Below are 14,385 nucleotides of genomic sequence, written 5' to 3'. Positions count from 1 at the left end.
CGGGCGGGCAAGCGCCCACTCGGTGCGGGCAAGCGCCCACTCGGTGCGGGCAAACGCCCACTCCGGGCGGGCAAGCGCCCACTCCGGGCGGGCAAGCGCCCACTCCGGGCGGGCAAGCGCCCACTCCGGGCGGGCAAGCGCCCACTCCGGGCGGGCAAGCGCCCACTCCGGGCGGGCAAACGCCCACTCCGGGCGGGCAAACGCCCACTCCGGGCGGGCAAGCGCCCACCCCGGATCGGCGGCGCCGTTGCTCAGCGAAACCATGGCGGCGTGCCGGCGCCGGAGAGCCGGACGCCGCCCCACGGGTCCGGCTCGCTGAGCCGGACCGAAGTCTCGGGCGAGCCCGGGATCGTCAGCAAGCCCTTGCGCAGGCCGCCGCCGACCCGCGCGCACAGGTCGTCGTCCGGCGTCGTGCGGCCGGCCCAGCGGAAGCGCCCCTCCACCGGCTCGAACTGTGCCGAGACCCGGATCGTCACGGCGAGCGAGTCGTCGCCGACGCGCAGCGTGGCCGGCCCGCGGTACTCCTCGTCGGGCAGGCTCAGCTCGTAGTCAGGTTCCATGCCTGGTCTCCTCCTGGTACGCGGCCAGGCCGCCCGGGATGTCGGCGGCGTGCTTGATGCCGGAGACGCCGCCCCACAGGAACGTCGTCAGGTAGTCGCCGAGGGCCTCGCGGCTGATCGGCTGCTGCTGGCGCAGCCACCAGTCGCCCACCGACTGGACGTAGCCGACCACGCCGTACGCCCAGGGCAGCGCCGCCCCGGAGTCGAGCCCGCGGGCCCGCAGCCGGTCGCCGAAGATGCGGGCCAGGCCGCTCGCGACCGTGTCGACCACGTCGGTCACGACGTCGCGGTGGCGGGCGATGTCGGGCTGGTGCACGACGAACTGGTAGATGTTCGGGTCGGCGGCGATGTGCGCCAGGTAGGCGTCGATCGCGGCGGCGATCACGTCGCGCTCCTCGCGCACCCGGGCCACCGCCGGGACGATCGCGTCGAGGACCATGGCCGCCGACTGCTGGCCGACCGCCAGCCACAGCTCGGACTTGTCGGCGAAGTAGCGGTACAGCACCGGCTTGCTGACGCCCGCGTGCGCGGCGATCTGGTCCATCGCCACCTCGGGGCCGAGCTCGCGGATCGCCTCGATCGCGGCGGCGGTCAGCTCGGCCCGGCGCTGCTCGCGGTGGCCGGCCCAGCGGCCCTTGCGCCCATCGGTGTCGCCCTTCATAGTACTAGGAGTAACTGTTACCGGAGGTAACGTCAAGTGCGTCACAGGAGGCCCATCCATGACGACCGACCGCGACCGCGCCGCCACCCGCCTCCTGCGCTCCTCCGCCGAGCACTCGTACGACCCCGGCGTGGAGATCGACTGGGAGGCGCCGTTCGCGCCGGAGAAGTACTTCGTGCCGCCGCACCGCTCGAGCCTCTACGGCACGTCGCTGTGGGAAGGGCTCACCGAACAGCAGCGGATCACGCTGACCCGCCACGAGGTGGCGAGCATCGCCGGGCTCGGCGTCTGGTTCGAGACGATCCTCATGCAGCTGCTCATCCGCGGGTACTACAAGCAGGACCCGACCGCCGCGCACGCGCAGTACGCGCTCACCGAGGTCGCCGACGAGTGCCGGCACTCGGTCATGTTCGGCCGGATGATCGACAAGCTCGGCACCCCCGTCTACCGCCCCGAGGGCATCGACGCGTTCCTCGGCAAGTGGATCGCCACCACCGGCGCCGGCCCGCGCATGTTCGCCGCCATCCTCATCTGCGAGGAAATCCTGGACACGCTCCAGCGCGAGGCCATGGCCGACGAGCAGGTGCAGCCGCTGGTGCGCATGGTGAGCCGCATCCACGTGGTCGAGGAGGCCCGGCACGTCCGCTACGCCCGTGAGGAGCTGGCCCGCCAGGTGCGCGCCGCAGGCAAGGGCCGCCTCGCCTTCGACCGGCTGGTGATCGGCCGCGCCGCCTACCTCTGCGGCAGGCGCCTGATCCATCCCGGGGTCTACCGCTCGGTCGGCATCGACCCCGCCGCCGGCCACCAGGCGGCGATGGCGAACCCCCACTTCCGCGAGACCCTGCGCTGGTCGGGCGAGCGCGTGGTCGCGTACCTCGACGATCTTGATCTGATCGCGGGCGCGGGCAAACCGCTCTGGCGCATGTCGGGCCTGCTGCCGGCCTGACGGAACCGGGTGTGACGGGCCTTGAGGGGGAGGCCCGTCACATCTTTTTGCCTGGTAGACGGGTTGACCGCGGGCATCACTCAGCGTGACAGTGGTTGTCCTGACGCAGAGTGAGGAGAGCGGCATGGACGACGCACTGGCCGCCTACGGCACCGGTCACGCCGACGGCCTGGCCGGCACGCACGACGCCACCGCCGCCGTGGACCCGCAGACCGGTCCCGACTACCTCGTCGGCGTCGTCGACGGCCAGGTGGCCGCCTTCGAGGAGGCGCTGGTCGCGGCGATCCGCAAGGCGATGGGCGACAAGCTCGATGGATGACGAGCTGCGGGCGTACGAGGCGGGCCGCGCCGACGGCCTGGCCGCGCGCCGCGACGCCGAGCGGGCCGGGCACCCCACGCTGGGCCGCGACTACCGGATCGGCTTCATCGACGGCCGCATGGAGATCTACCGCATGCAGGCGAGCGTCCGCAAGATCGTCGAAGACGGCGAGTGAGCCGTCAGTACCAGGACGGGCCGTATTCGACGTACGGGACGTCGTCGTCGAACCGGTGGATCTGATAGAGATCGATGTAGTCGGTGCCGAGGCGGGTCAGGGACGCGTCGACCTGCTCGAGGATGGCTTTGCGCGACAGTCCGGATCCGCCGGGGCCGTCGTGCATGACGCCGCGGACCTTGGTGGCGAGCACGATGTCCTCACGACGGGACTACCGGGTGATGGCGCGGCCGGCGATCTGCTCGGAGGGCATCGCGTGGTCCTTGTCCACGCCGCCGACGCTACGCTTGAACTCACCCCTCACCAGAACTGACGTTCCCATCAGGTGGGAGAGCGGCGTGCCGATCCGGGATCTCACAAGCAGGTGGGCACTGTTGTGAAAGCGCGTTGACCCCGCCGAAACGCGGGCCAGACGTGCCCGAAACCGCAGGTGGCGACGCTTGCGTGCACATCGGGTGAGCGAGAGGGAGCGGATGACGACTGAGGGCGTGCTGACGGGCTTCACCGTCGCGGTGACCGCGGAGCGGCGCCGGGACGAGATGACGGCGCTGCTGCAGCGTCGCGGTGCCCGGGTGTTCACGGCCTCGGCGATCACCATCGTCCCGCTCGCCGACGACGACGCGTTGCGCGCCGCCACCGAGGCCTGCATCGGGCTCGCCCCCGACCTGGTCGTCGCCACCACCGGCTTCGGCTTCCGCGGCTGGATCGAGGCCGCCGAGGGGTGGGGCCTGGGCGAGCGGCTGCGCGAGGTGCTCGGCCAGGCCCGCCTCCTGGCCCGCGGCCCGAAGCCGTGCGGCGCGATCCGGGCGGCCGGGCTCACCGAGGAGTGGGCCGCCAAGACCGAGGAATCCGAGGAGATCCTCGAGAAGCTGCTGGCCGAGGGCATCGCCGGGCACCGCATCGTCGTGCAGGAGCATGGCGAGCCGCAGACCGAGTTCGTCGCCGCGCTGCGTGCGGCCGGCGCGGCCGTGGCCGAGGTGCCGGTCTACCGCTGGGTGCCGCCGCCGGACACCGCGCCCGTGCGCCGGCTGGGCGAGCTCATCACCGCCGGGCAGATCGACGCGGTGACCTTCACCAGCGCGCCCGCCGTCAAGTCGTTCCTCGAGCTGGCCGGCGACGGCGTGTTGCCGAGTCTGCGCAAGGGCCCCCTGGTCGCGTGCGTCGGCCCGGTCACCGCGGCGCCGCTGATCGAGCGGGGCGTTCCGGTGGTGCAGCCCGAGCGCTACCGCCTCGGGGCGCTGATCAAGATCGTGACCGATGAGCTGCCCAAGCGGGCGGTCCGGCTGCGGGTGGCGGGCGGGACCTTGGAGGTACGAGGTCACGCCGTCCTCATCGACGACGAGCCCCGCACGCTCGCCCCGGCCGCGATGGCGATCCTGAGCGCGCTCGCCGCCCGCCCCGGCGTGGTGGTCTCGAAGGAGCAGCTGATCGCCGCCCTGCCCCGCGGCAACGACGGCCATGCGGTCGACGTGGCGGTGGCCCGGCTGCGTACCGCGCTCGGCACCGGCAAGCTTATCGAGACCGTCATCAAGCGTGGCTACCGCCTGCGCGTGGACGAGCCCGCCGCCTGAAAGAGAAACCGGTCGACGCTGCCCGGAAACCAGCAGAGGAAAGGCAGCGCATGAAACCCACCCTGCTCGCCGTCGCCCACGGCACCCGTTCCGCGGACGGCCGGCGCCAGATCCGCGACCTCGTGGCGACAGTCGCGCGGCGACGCCCCGATCTCGACGTCCGGCTCGCCTACGTCGACGTCCAGCGCCCGCACGTCGAGGAAGTGGTGGCGGGCGTCCGCGACGCGGTGGTGGTCCCGCTGCTTCTCTCGGCCGGCTATCACGTACGGGTCGACATCGCCGACGCAGTGGCCGGGACCGGGATCCCCGTCACCGCGACGCTCGGGCCGGACGACGTATTCGTGGAAAGCCTGACCCGGCGCCTGCCCGCCGCCGACGCCGTGGTTCTGGCCGCCGCCGGATCGTCGGATCCGGCGTGGCGGCAGAGCATTCACGAGATGGCCGCCAAGATCCAAGCCCATGTCGCGTACGCCTCCGGCAGCGGCCCGAAAGTGGCGGACGTAGTCGCCGATCTACGCCGGAGGGGCGCCCGTCGTGTCGCGGTTGCCGCCTACCTGCTCGCCGACGGCCTCTTCTACCGCACATTGCACCGCGCCGGGGCCGATTCCGTGACTCCGCCACTGTGTCTCGAGCCCGCGGTGGCCGGCCTGGTACTGCGCCGCTATGAGTCCGCCATTCTCACAACCGCTGACCGTCGCTTGTAGGGTTTTCCGAACGTTCGCGCAATCGCGACGGTCACGCCGCAAAACAATGGCCCGCAAGCATCGTCCTTGTGAACAGACAACGCCTGGTGGTCATCGGCAATGGCATGGCCGGCGCCCGGACGGTGGAGGAGATCCTCGCCCGGGGCGGCGATTTCGACATCACGATGTTCGGGGACGAGCCGTACGGAAACTACAACCGGATCATGCTCTCCAATGTCCTGGCGGGCGTGGAGGACGAGTCCGGCATCTTCCTGAACGATCTCTCCTGGTACGCGGACAACGGCATCACCCTGCACGCCGGAGTGCGGATCGAGCGCATCGACCGGTCGACGAAGACGGTGCACGGTTCCGACGGCAGCCGGACCCCGTACGACAAGCTGGTCGTCGCCACCGGAAGCTCGGCCTGGGTGCCGCCGATGAAGGGCGCGCACGTCCCCGGCCGCGGCTACCACCAGGGCGTCTTCGTGTTCCGCACGCTCGACGACACGCGCGCCATGATCCGGTACGCCCGCGAGCACGAGCGCGCGGTCGTCATCGGCGGCGGCCTGCTCGGCCTCGAGGCGGCCCGCGGCCTGCAGAACCACCTGAGCCAGGTGACCCTCGTGCACGCCATGGGCCACCTGATGAACACCCAGCTCAACGAGCGGGCCGGCCGGACCCTGCAGTCCACGATCGAGCAGAAGCTCGGCATCGAGGTCGTGGTCGACGGCATGACCACCGAGATCCTCGGCAAGCACGCGGTCACCGGGGTGAAGCTCGCCGGCGGCCGGGTCATCGACTGCGACGTCGTCGTGGTCGCGGCCGGCATCCGCCCCAACTCGCAGGTCGCCGCCGACAGCGGGCTGACCGTCGAGCGCGGCATCGTGGTCGACGACCAGATGCGGGCCGTGGGCGAGGACGACATCTACGTCGTGGGGGAGTGCGCGCAGCACCGCGGCCAGGTGTACGGGCTGGTCGCGCCTCTGTGGGACCAGGCCAAGGTGCTCGCCGACCACGTCACCGGCGTCAACGCCGGCGTCGCGTACGGGGGCTCGCAGGTGGCCACGAAGCTCAAGGTGGCCGGCGTGGACGTCGCCGCCATGGGCCTGCAGAGCCCGGAGCACGAGGACGACGAGCTGCTCGAGTTCGCCGAGCCCGGCAAGGGCGTCTACAAGAACGTCATCATCCGCGGCGACCGCCTCGTCGGCGCGACCCTGGTCGGCGACAACAGCAAGGCGCTGTCGCTGATCAAGGCGTTCGAGAAGGGCCTGCCCCTGCCCGAGAACCGCTCCGCGCTGCTGTTCGACCTGGGCGGGCCGGCCGCCGAGGAGAACGTCGCCGACATGCCCGACGACGAGCAGATCTGCAACTGCAACGGCGTCTCCAAGGGGGCGCTGAAGGCCTGTGTGGACGGCGGCTGCAAGACCGTCAGCGGCTGCATGGACAAGACCCGGGCCGGTAAGGGCTGTGGCACCTGCAGGCCGCTCGTGCAGCGGGTCGTCGAATGGGCGGCCGGCGGCGAGGTCGAGGAGGACCCGGCCGCCTCGTACTACGTGCCCGGCGTGCCGATGCCCAAGCCCGAGCTGATGGACGCGATCCGTCTCTACCAGCTGAGGTCCGTGTCGTCGGTGTTCGCGAAGCTCGGCGGCGAGGAGGACGCCAAGAGCAAGATGGGACTCGCGTCGCTGCTCAAGATGATGTGGGGCGACGCGTACGAGGACGAGCGCGACGCCCGCTTCATCAACGACCGGGTGCACGCGAACATCCAGCGCGACGGCACGTTCTCGGTCGTGCCGCAGATGAAGGGCGGCGTCACCACCCCCGCCGACCTCAAGCGCATCGCCGAGGTCGCCGAGCGGCACGGGGTGCCGATGGTGAAGCTCACCGGCGGCCAGCGCATCGACCTGCTCGGCATTCCGAAGGAGAAGCTCCCGCAGATCTGGGCCGAGCTCGACATGCCTTCCGGGTACGCGTACGCGAAGAGCTTCCGCACCGTGAAGACGTGTGTCGGATCGGACTTCTGCCGCTTCGGCGTCGGCGATTCCACCGCCCTCGGGATCGCCATCGAGGAGCGTTATCAGGGAATCGAGGGCCCGGGCAAGATGAAGCTCGCGGTCACCGGCTGCCCGCGCAACTGCGCCGAGGCGTACGTGAAAGACCTGGGTGTTGTCGCTATTGACGGCGGCAAATGGGAGATCTACGTCGGCGGCGCGGCCGGCGCCCACGTCCGCAAGGGTGACCTGCTCGCCACCGTGGACAGCCCCGACGAGGTCGTCACGCTGACCGGCCGGTTCCTGCAGTACTACCGCGAGAACGGCAACTGGCTCGAGCGCACCTACGCCTGGGTGCCGCGGGTCGGGATCGAGAAGATCCGCGCGGTCGTCGTGGACGACGCCGACGGCATCGCCGCCGACCTGGACGCGCGGATGGACGCCACCGTCGCCGCCTACCGCGACCCGTGGAAGGAGCGCGCCGAACCGGCGACGCCCGGACAGTTCCGCACCTCGCTGCCCCTGACCGTGCTGCCCCAGGTTCCGGTGCGCGCATGAAGACGCTCGGTTTCGTCCACGACATCCCCCTCGGGGAAGGCCGCACCTACGCGGTCGACGGCGAGATGATCGCCGTGTTCCGGCTCCGCGACGGCTCGATCCGGGCGCTCTCCGCCGTGTGCCCGCACAAGGGCGGCCCGCTCGCCGACGGCCAGATCGACCTCAAGCAGGTCGTCTGTCCCCTGCACCTGTACGCCTGGGACCTTTCCACCGGCTGCTCGCTCAGCGGCCAGGAATCGGTGTCCGTTTATCCCGTCCGCGTTGACAACGAACAGCTCATCCTGGAGATGTGAGATGACAGCTACGCTGCCCGTTGCCCGCCCGGCCGCTGCGTCGGTCCGTGGACATTGGATCGACGACTGGAGGCCCGAGGACCCTGCGTTCTGGGCTTCGACCGGGGCGCCGATCGCCCGACGGAACCTGATCTTCTCGATCATGTCCGAACACATCGGATTTTCCGTGTGGTCGCTGTGGTCGGTGCTGGTGCTCTTCCTGGGCCCCGCCTACGGCATCGACCCGGCCGGAAAGTTTCTGCTCACGGCGGTGCCGACGCTGGTCGGCGCGGCGCTGCGGATTCCGTACAGTTTCGCGGTCTCCCGTTTCGGCGGGCGCAACTGGACCGTCTTCAGCGCCACCCTCCTGCTCGTCCCGGCCGTCCTGGCCGCGTTCCTGATCCGGCCCGGCGTCTCCTACCCGACGCTGATCATCATCGCGGCCGTGGGCGGTGTCGGCGGCGGAAACTTCGCGTCCTCGATGACCAACATCAACGCGTTCTACCCGAACCGGCTCAAGGGCTGGGCGCTCGGCATCAACGCCGGCGGCGGCAACCTCGGCGTCGCGGCCGTGCAGCTGGTCGGCCTGTTCGTGCTCGCCGTCTTCGGGGCCGGCCACCCCGGCCTCGTGGCCGGCATCTACATCCCGCTGATCGTGATCGCCGCCCTCTGCTCGGCGCTCTACATGGACAACCTCACCCAGGCGCGCAGCGAGAAACGCGCCATGCGCGACGCCCTCGGCGAGGCTCACACGTGGGTCATGTCCCTGCTGTACATCGGCACGTTCGGCTCGTTCATCGGCTTCGGTTTCGCCTTCGGCCAGGTGCTGCAGGTGCAGTTCCACGCCGAGTTCTCGACGCCGGTCAAGGCCGCCTACCTGACGTTCCTCGGCCCGCTGCTCGGCTCGCTGATCCGCCCGGTCGGCGGCGCGCTCGCCGACCGGCTCGGCGGCGCCCGGGTAACTTTCGTCAACTTCGTGGCCATGGCGGCCGGCGCCGGGATCGTGCTGCTCGCGGCCCAGCAGAAATCGCTGCCGCTCTACATCGTCGGATTCATCGCCCTGTTCATCCTCAGCGGCATCGGCAACGGCTCCACGTACAAGATGATCCCAGCCATCTTCAAGGCCAAGCATCCGTACGACGAGATCACGGCGCGCCGGCTCTCGGGCGCGGTGATCGGCATCGCCGGCGCGATCGGCGCCCTGGGCGGCGTGCTGGTCAACCTCGCCTTCCGGCAGTCCTTCCTGGAGACCAAGAGCGCGGACGCCGCCTACGTAGGGTTCATCGCCTTCTACGCACTGTGTGTGCTGGTCACGTGGGCCGTCTACCTGCGGCCCGGCGCCCGCACCGCCGGTAAAGTTTGATGCCTTTCGATGCCGCCCGGCCGGATTTCCGGCCGGGCGGTTCGCTACTGTGTGCGGCGTGCCTCCGATGGAGCTGAACACGGATGTTCCACATTCCGCCCGCATCTACGACTACCTGCTGGGCGGCAAGGACCACTTCGCCGCCGACCGCAACGCCGCGGCGGCGATCACGGCCGACTGGCCACATCTGGCGATCTCGATGCGCGCCAACCGCAACTACATGGCCCGCCAGGCCCGGTTCATCGCGGCGGAGCTCGGCATCCGGCAGTTCCTCGATATCGGCGCCGGCCTGCCGACCGCGCCCAACCTGCACGAGGTGGTGCAGCAGGTAGAGCCGTCGTCGCGGGTGATGTACGTGGACAACGACCCGATCGTGCTCGTGCACGCCCGGGCGCTGCTGACCAGCGCCCCCGAGGGCCAGACCACGTACCTCGACGCCAACCTGCGCGACCCCGCCGCGATCCTGGAGTCCTCCGAGTTCCGGGGCACGTTCGACCTGTCGCAGCCGGTCGCGCTGAGCCTGATCGCGATCCTGCAGTTCATCGTCGACGACGACATGGCCCACCGGATCGTCGACACGCTGATGGCGCCCCTGCCGCCCGGCAGCGTCCTGGCGATGTCCACGGTGACCGCCGACAGCGCTCCCGACGAGGTCAACAGGGGCGTCGCCGCGTACGTCGCCAAGGGCATCGAGGAGAAGGCACGCGACCTCGCGGAGTGCCAGGAGCTGTTCCGCGGCCTCGACCTGATCGACCCGGGCGTGGTGCTGGTCAACCACTGGCGCCCCGACGACGCGGCCCGCGCGGTCCCCGACGAGCACGTCCACATGTACGGCGGCGTCGCCGTCAAACGCTAGCGCCGTTGCCCCTGCGTCCGAGGTGCCGCCCCGACGGCGCCGGACGACTGCACCGACGGCGCCGGACGACTGCCCCGACCCACTGCTCAGCGCGGTGCCCGTGGCGACCGCCCGGGACTGTCGAAGCTGTGCTTCGCGGCGCTTTGCTCTGCTCACCTATACGCGCGAGCCAGTGGCCCATAGGCAGGTGAGCAGAGCAGGGCGTATAGGTGAGCAGAGCAAGGTGGGCGGCGGCGACTCGTGCGGGCCGGCCGGCGGCGGTTCGCCCGGTCGTGAGGCGGGCGGTCGTGGGGCAGGTGGCGACACGATCGGCGGCCTCCGGCGCGGTTGGGACCGTCGGCGAACGCGACTAACTGGGGTAGACCTCCAGCGCTGAAAGTTGGCCCGCCGGCCAGCCGGTGTTCGCGGTGATGGTTGCGCGGACATATCGGATATTTGCGGGGGTGGCCGTCAACGTCACCGTATTGCTGCCGCCGGGGTCGAAGGTGCGGCCGGCGGAGGGCACGAGGGTGGTGAAGCTCGAGCCGTTGGTGCTCCCCGAGATGGACAGGGTCTGGGTGCGGGCGCCCCACGACGGCGGCAGCTTGAGGACGAATCGGCCCACCGTGGCGGCGGCGCCCAGATCGACCTGAACCCATTGGGGGAACGCGTTGTTGGTGCTCTCCCAGTAGGTGCCGGCGTCGCCGTCGACCACGTTGCCGGGGCCGTACGACTGGGTACTGCCGCTCGACGAGGTGGCGTGGCCGCGCGCGAGATCGGTGACGGGCGGTGGCGGCGGGGGCGCGCTGTCGGCGTACGCGCTGATTTGCGAAAGCTGAGCCGCCGGCCAGCCGGTGTTGGACGCGAAGCTCAGCCGCAGGTATCTCACGGCCGTGCCCGGCAGCGTGACCGTGACCGCGTTGCCACTCGCGGGGTCGAAGACGTAGCCGGCGGCGCTCTTCAAGGCCGCGCCCGAGCCGCCGTCCTGGATGCTGATGGTCTGGGTGCGTCGCTCCCAGCCCGCAGGCAGGCGAAGGACCACGCTGGTCAGTCCCACGGCCGATCCGAGATCGACCTGCACCCACTGCGGAAAGGCGTTGTTGGCGCTCTCCCAGTAGCTGCCGGCGTTGCTGTCCGTCGCGTTCGCAGCCGCGAAACTTCCGTTGACGCTGCTCGCACTGGCCGGCTTTCCGGCGGCGAGATCGCCCGTGGTCGGCGGCGGGGTCGTGCCGGTGGTGGGCTGGGTCGGGCGCGTCGCGGTGAGGGCGATCTGTCCCTTGAGCATCTTGCCGCCGTCGGTGGTGATGCGCAGGTAGTAGTCGGCGTCGCAGCGCGTGCCGTCCTCGTCGAGCGCCCGGATCCCGGTGCCGGCCGGGATCGACGCCTGGGTTTCGGCTGTCTTCGCGATCTGGTTGCCCTCGTTGAACTCGTCGAACATGGAGACGTAGAGGCCCTGGGCGCCCAGCCGCACCATGTTGTAGATGCTGCGCCAGTAGTAGTCGCCGTGCCGACGGTGCCCGGACGAAAGGTCGCCGGGCAGCGCGCAGGGCTGGTAGTCGATGCCGTGCGCGTTGCAGTCGGCCTGGTCGGCGGTGTTCACGTTGGTGTAGAACCAGTCGAGACCGTCGAGGTCGCCGGTGCGGCCCACCATCCACGGCGAGATCGCGTGGAACGCGTGGTAGACGTCGAGGTAGCCGGCGCGACTGTCGTTCTTTCCTTCCCGCCAATAGGTCGGCACGCCGCCGATGACGTAGCAGCCCTGGCCTTTCAGCCAGTTGATGACATCGAGGCAGGCGGCCTGCGAAAAAGTGTGGTTCTCGTCGTTGAAGCCGAAGCCCCAGATGCAGACGACCGGCTTGCCGTTCTGCCGCGCGTACGCGGACGACGCCGTGAGCGCGGAAATTTTCGTCGACCAGTCGGTCTTGATCTCGGACTGCATGTTCGGCCAGCCGCTGACGTCCCACATGATGTAGAACTTGCGGCCGGTCGCCTCGGCGGCGGTGCGGACCTTCTGGTACATCGCGTCGCGGGTCGGGCCCTCGTCGCCGAACGGGTTGAACCGCTGCAGGGCGGCGGTGTCGATGCCGTACGTGCGCATCCAGCCGAAATGGGTGTCGACCGTCTGCTGGTCGTAGGAGGAGAACAGCGCCGCGGGGCCGCCGCTGCCGAGATTCGGGTACGCCGTGGGGTAGGCGTGCGTGTAGTCGCGCATGTCGGGCCAGGACACGATCGTGGTGTTGCTGGGGGACGGTGGCTGGAAACGGTCGCGGCTCCAGTGCCACCAGCCGCCGATCGGGGCGCCGTCGCCGGGGCAGGCGAACCAGCCCTGGTATCCGACGGTGACCTTGCCGACGACGTCGCCGGGCGGGGAGGCGGCGCTCGCGGACGCCGGGTCGAGGAGGGCGGCGGCTGGGGAAAGGGCCGCCGCCGAGAGCAGGGTGCGCCTGGAGAGAGGCATGGGGACTCCTGGCTCGTGGGGGATATCGACGGTCATCGTGACAGTGCGCGTCACATGTTTGCAATAGTTGGACCGCACTCTGAAATATTGCGGTTACGTGCTCGGAAAACTCGGGCGTGATTGACTCGGGGCATGCTGCCATGGAGTTACGACCTGGCCGGCCGGTTGCATCACGAGACGATCGAGTCGGCGCTGCTACGCGACAACCCGCTGGGCGATCCCCACGTCCGCCCGCTCTGGGTCTACACCCCGCCGGGCTACGCGGCCGACGGCGACGATCGATACCCGGCGATCTACGTGATCCAGGGGTACAGCGGGCACGTCGGCATGTGGGCCAACCGGTCGCCGTTCCGCCAGCCGTTCGTCGAGACCGCCGACGCGGTGTTCGCCCAGGGCGAGGCGCCGGGCTGCATCGTCGTCTACGTCGACGCCTGGACCGCCTACGGCGGCTCCCAGTTCGTCGACTCGGCGGGAACCGGCCGCTACCACTCGTACCTGTGCGACGAGGTCGTCGCCTGGGTCGATGACCACTTCCGGACGATCCCGGCGCCGGCGTCGCGGGCCATCTCCGGCAAGTCGTCGGGCGGCTTCGGGGCGATGATCACCCCGATGCTGCGCCCGGACCTGTTCGGCGCGCTCGCCACCCACGCCGGCGACGCCTTGTACGAGTACTGCTACCTCAACGAGTTCGCGAAAGCCGCGCGGGCGCTGCGCGACTACGACCACGACATCCAGAAGTGGTGGGCCGACTTCCGCGGACGCACGGCGTTCACCGAAGAGAACGACATCCTGCTTCTGCTGGTCCTGGGTTGCTCCGCCGCGTTCACGCCCGGGCCCGACGGCACCCCGCAGTTGCCCTTCGACGCGCGCACCGGCCAGATCATCCCCGATCTCTGGGACAGGTGGCTGGAGTGGGACCCGATCCGGATGATCGACCGGTACGCCGACGCGCTGCGCTCGCAGCGGGCGATCTGGATCGACGCCGGCACGCGTGACGAGTGGTTCCTCGACCTGGGCGCGGAGGCGTTCCGGGCCGGCCTCGACCGCATCGGCGTGCCGGACGACCGGATCCACTTCGAGCTGTTCCCGGGCGCGCACGGCGGCATGGACTACCGCTACCCGCAGGCCCTCTCCTGGCTGGCCAACCGCCTCGACCGCGGGTAGGGCCTGGATCGACGTGGGAGACGGGCTGCGGCGTGGCCCAGCCGCCGCCTGGCCGCACGCCGCGAACACCCGAATACAACCCCGGTATTCGGGCGCCCACGGCGCACACCCAGACGACACCTGGACCTCGCCTCGCTCCGGCCCCACGTCGATCCAGGCCCTAAGCCTCCTCGAACTGCCGGATCAGCGGGCCCAGGCTGCGCAGCCATTCGCGCGCCCGGGTGTTCCAGCTTTCGCCGCCGAGCAGGATGACCGCTTCGCCGCCGAGGAAGGCCATGCCGATCAGGCCGGCCACGTCCTCGGCGCGGAGCGGGCCCAGCGAGCCGAACCGCTGCTCCGCCTCGCCGGCCACGCCCGCCAGGACCTCGAACCACGACTCGAGCAGCGCCAGCACCTGGGCGGCGACCGTCTCGTCCGACCAGCCCGCCGCGATCATCTCCTGCAGGACGCGCACGTAGCCCGACCGCAGGTCGTCGTCGAGGAAGTCGCAGGCCTGCTCGTAGCGCTTCCACAGCGGCATCTCGGTGCCGTACATGTGGCGCTGCCGGGCGACCAGCGCGCGGTTCTCGTACTCGAGCAACGCCAGCAGCACGCCCTGCTTCCCGCCGAAGTGGTAGTGGATCTGGCTGAGCGGAACCCCCGCCTTCTCGGCCAGGCTCCGGGTGGAGAACGCGGCGTAGCCGTGCGATTGAAGACGAGCCTTGGCCGCCTCGATGATCTTCTCCGCTGTCGGATTCACGTCCCGCACCCCCTTTTCTCGGTCGGTCGACCGAATCATACTGTCATCGAGTCGGTCGGTCGACCGACCGAATGAACAGAAGGAGGGGTT

14 protein-coding genes and 2 pseudogenes are annotated in these 14,385 nt (G+C 70.2%); 10 read left to right on the top strand and 6 right to left on the bottom strand.

Features of this window, described 5'->3' with window-relative positions:
- The 3 genes and pseudogenes from ACIA5D_RS20425 to ACIA5D_RS20415 form a co-directional block, all read right to left on the bottom strand.
- Positions 1–264 (bottom strand): annotated as a pseudogene (locus tag ACIA5D_RS20425) (hypothetical protein); the annotation flags it as partial.
- The gene (locus ACIA5D_RS20420) at positions 252–560 is read right to left on the bottom strand and encodes a DUF4873 domain-containing protein (protein WP_396031678.1); all 309 of its coding nucleotides are present in this window, start codon (positions 558–560) and stop codon (positions 252–254) included. The pseudogene ACIA5D_RS20425 and the gene ACIA5D_RS20420, both read right to left, overlap by 13 nt.
- Positions 550–1,221, bottom strand: coding sequence for a TetR/AcrR family transcriptional regulator (locus ACIA5D_RS20415; protein WP_396031677.1), 672 nt, complete (start codon positions 1,219–1,221; stop codon positions 550–552). Before ACIA5D_RS20415 ends, ACIA5D_RS20420 begins: the two co-directional genes overlap by 11 nt.
- Positions 1,222–1,279: 58 nt before the next feature.
- Between ACIA5D_RS20415 and ACIA5D_RS20410 the strand changes: the two genes are divergently transcribed.
- The 3 genes from ACIA5D_RS20410 (at position 1,280) to ACIA5D_RS20400 (ending at position 2,661) form a co-directional block, all read left to right on the top strand.
- Positions 1,280–2,167, top strand: a complete 888-nt coding sequence (locus ACIA5D_RS20410) for a diiron oxygenase (RefSeq protein ID WP_396031675.1) — start codon at positions 1,280–1,282, stop codon at positions 2,165–2,167.
- Between the two features lie 124 nt (positions 2,168–2,291).
- Entirely contained in the window at positions 2,292–2,486 is a 195-nt protein-coding gene (locus ACIA5D_RS20405) for a hypothetical protein (RefSeq protein WP_396031674.1), read from the top strand.
- The gene (locus ACIA5D_RS20400; RefSeq protein WP_396031673.1) at positions 2,479–2,661 is read left to right on the top strand and encodes a hypothetical protein; all 183 of its coding nucleotides are present in this window, start codon (positions 2,479–2,481) and stop codon (positions 2,659–2,661) included. Before ACIA5D_RS20405 ends, ACIA5D_RS20400 begins: the two co-directional genes overlap by 8 nt.
- Before the next feature lie 25 nt (positions 2,662–2,686).
- Here the strand turns inward: ACIA5D_RS20400 and ACIA5D_RS20395 are convergent.
- Positions 2,687–2,872: pseudogene (locus ACIA5D_RS20395) on the bottom strand (aldo/keto reductase); the annotation flags it as partial.
- Between the two features lie 262 nt (positions 2,873–3,134).
- On the opposite strand from ACIA5D_RS20395, the gene ACIA5D_RS20390 reads away from it, so the two are divergent.
- The 6 genes from ACIA5D_RS20390 (at position 3,135) to ACIA5D_RS20365 (ending at position 9,955) form a co-directional block, all read left to right on the top strand.
- Entirely contained in the window at positions 3,135–4,232 is a 1,098-nt protein-coding gene (locus ACIA5D_RS20390) for a uroporphyrinogen-III synthase (protein ID WP_396031672.1), read from the top strand.
- 50 nt (positions 4,233–4,282) lie between these two features.
- Positions 4,283–4,936: a sirohydrochlorin chelatase gene (locus ACIA5D_RS20385; RefSeq protein ID WP_396031671.1), complete on the top strand. Its 654-nt coding sequence runs from the start codon at positions 4,283–4,285 to the stop codon at positions 4,934–4,936.
- Positions 4,937–5,004: 68 nt separating this feature from the next.
- Positions 5,005–7,464: a nitrite reductase large subunit NirB gene (gene nirB / locus ACIA5D_RS20380; RefSeq protein WP_396031670.1), complete on the top strand. Its 2,460-nt coding sequence runs from the start codon at positions 5,005–5,007 to the stop codon at positions 7,462–7,464.
- Complete coding sequence (locus ACIA5D_RS20375; protein ID WP_396031669.1) at positions 7,461–7,757, top strand: Rieske (2Fe-2S) protein; 297 nt, start codon at positions 7,461–7,463, stop codon at positions 7,755–7,757. The genes nirB and ACIA5D_RS20375 overlap by 4 nt, the downstream gene beginning before the upstream one ends.
- 1 nt (position 7,758) lies before the next feature.
- Complete coding sequence (locus tag ACIA5D_RS20370; protein WP_396031668.1) at positions 7,759–9,099, top strand: nitrate/nitrite transporter; 1,341 nt, start codon at positions 7,759–7,761, stop codon at positions 9,097–9,099.
- Positions 9,100–9,166: 67 nt separating this feature from the next.
- Entirely contained in the window at positions 9,167–9,955 is a 789-nt protein-coding gene (locus ACIA5D_RS20365) for an SAM-dependent methyltransferase (RefSeq protein WP_396031694.1), read from the top strand.
- A gap of 349 nt (positions 9,956–10,304) precedes the next feature.
- Here ACIA5D_RS20365 and ACIA5D_RS20360 read toward each other — a convergent pair whose 3' ends face one another.
- The gene (locus ACIA5D_RS20360) at positions 10,305–12,392 is read right to left on the bottom strand and encodes a discoidin domain-containing protein (RefSeq protein ID WP_396031667.1); all 2,088 of its coding nucleotides are present in this window, start codon (positions 12,390–12,392) and stop codon (positions 10,305–10,307) included.
- A 132-nt stretch (positions 12,393–12,524) separates the two neighbouring features.
- On the opposite strand from ACIA5D_RS20360, the gene ACIA5D_RS20355 reads away from it, so the two are divergent.
- Complete coding sequence (locus ACIA5D_RS20355; RefSeq protein WP_396031666.1) at positions 12,525–13,556, top strand: alpha/beta hydrolase; 1,032 nt, start codon at positions 12,525–12,527, stop codon at positions 13,554–13,556.
- A gap of 160 nt (positions 13,557–13,716) precedes the next feature.
- On the opposite strand, the gene ACIA5D_RS20350 is transcribed toward ACIA5D_RS20355, so the two are convergent.
- Positions 13,717–14,295, bottom strand: coding sequence for a TetR/AcrR family transcriptional regulator (locus ACIA5D_RS20350; RefSeq protein ID WP_396031665.1), 579 nt, complete (start codon positions 14,293–14,295; stop codon positions 13,717–13,719).
- Positions 14,296–14,385 lie beyond the last annotated feature (90 nt).

This window comes from Actinoplanes sp. NPDC051513, assembly GCF_044454685.1.
Classification (GTDB): Bacteria; Actinomycetota; Actinomycetes; order Mycobacteriales; family Micromonosporaceae; genus Actinoplanes.
The sequence above is the reverse complement of the archived record's forward strand: the minus strand, read 5'-3'. Positions and strand labels throughout refer to the sequence as shown.

Bases quoted from the DNA above. Each gene is read 5' to 3' on its own strand.
- ACIA5D_RS20420 (WP_396031678.1), bottom strand. From the start codon at position 560: ATGGAACCTGACTACGAGCTGAGCCTGCCCGACGAGGAGTACCGCGGG.
- ACIA5D_RS20415 (WP_396031677.1), bottom strand. From the start codon at position 1,221: ATGAAGGGCGACACCGATGGGCGCAAGGGCCGCTGGGCCGGCCACCGC.
- ACIA5D_RS20410 (WP_396031675.1), top strand. From the start codon at position 1,280: ATGACGACCGACCGCGACCGCGCCGCCACCCGCCTCCTGCGCTCCTCC.
- ACIA5D_RS20405 (WP_396031674.1), top strand. From the start codon at position 2,292: ATGGACGACGCACTGGCCGCCTACGGCACCGGTCACGCCGACGGCCTG.
- ACIA5D_RS20400 (WP_396031673.1), top strand. From the start codon at position 2,479: ATGGATGACGAGCTGCGGGCGTACGAGGCGGGCCGCGCCGACGGCCTG.
- ACIA5D_RS20390 (WP_396031672.1), top strand. From the start codon at position 3,135: ATGACGACTGAGGGCGTGCTGACGGGCTTCACCGTCGCGGTGACCGCG.
- ACIA5D_RS20385 (WP_396031671.1), top strand. From the start codon at position 4,283: ATGAAACCCACCCTGCTCGCCGTCGCCCACGGCACCCGTTCCGCGGAC.
- ACIA5D_RS20375 (WP_396031669.1), top strand. From the start codon at position 7,461: ATGAAGACGCTCGGTTTCGTCCACGACATCCCCCTCGGGGAAGGCCGC.
- ACIA5D_RS20370 (WP_396031668.1), top strand. From the start codon at position 7,759: ATGACAGCTACGCTGCCCGTTGCCCGCCCGGCCGCTGCGTCGGTCCGT.
- ACIA5D_RS20365 (WP_396031694.1), top strand. From the start codon at position 9,167: ATGGAGCTGAACACGGATGTTCCACATTCCGCCCGCATCTACGACTAC.
- ACIA5D_RS20360 (WP_396031667.1), bottom strand. From the start codon at position 12,392: ATGCCTCTCTCCAGGCGCACCCTGCTCTCGGCGGCGGCCCTTTCCCCA.
- ACIA5D_RS20355 (WP_396031666.1), top strand. From the start codon at position 12,525: ATGCTGCCATGGAGTTACGACCTGGCCGGCCGGTTGCATCACGAGACG.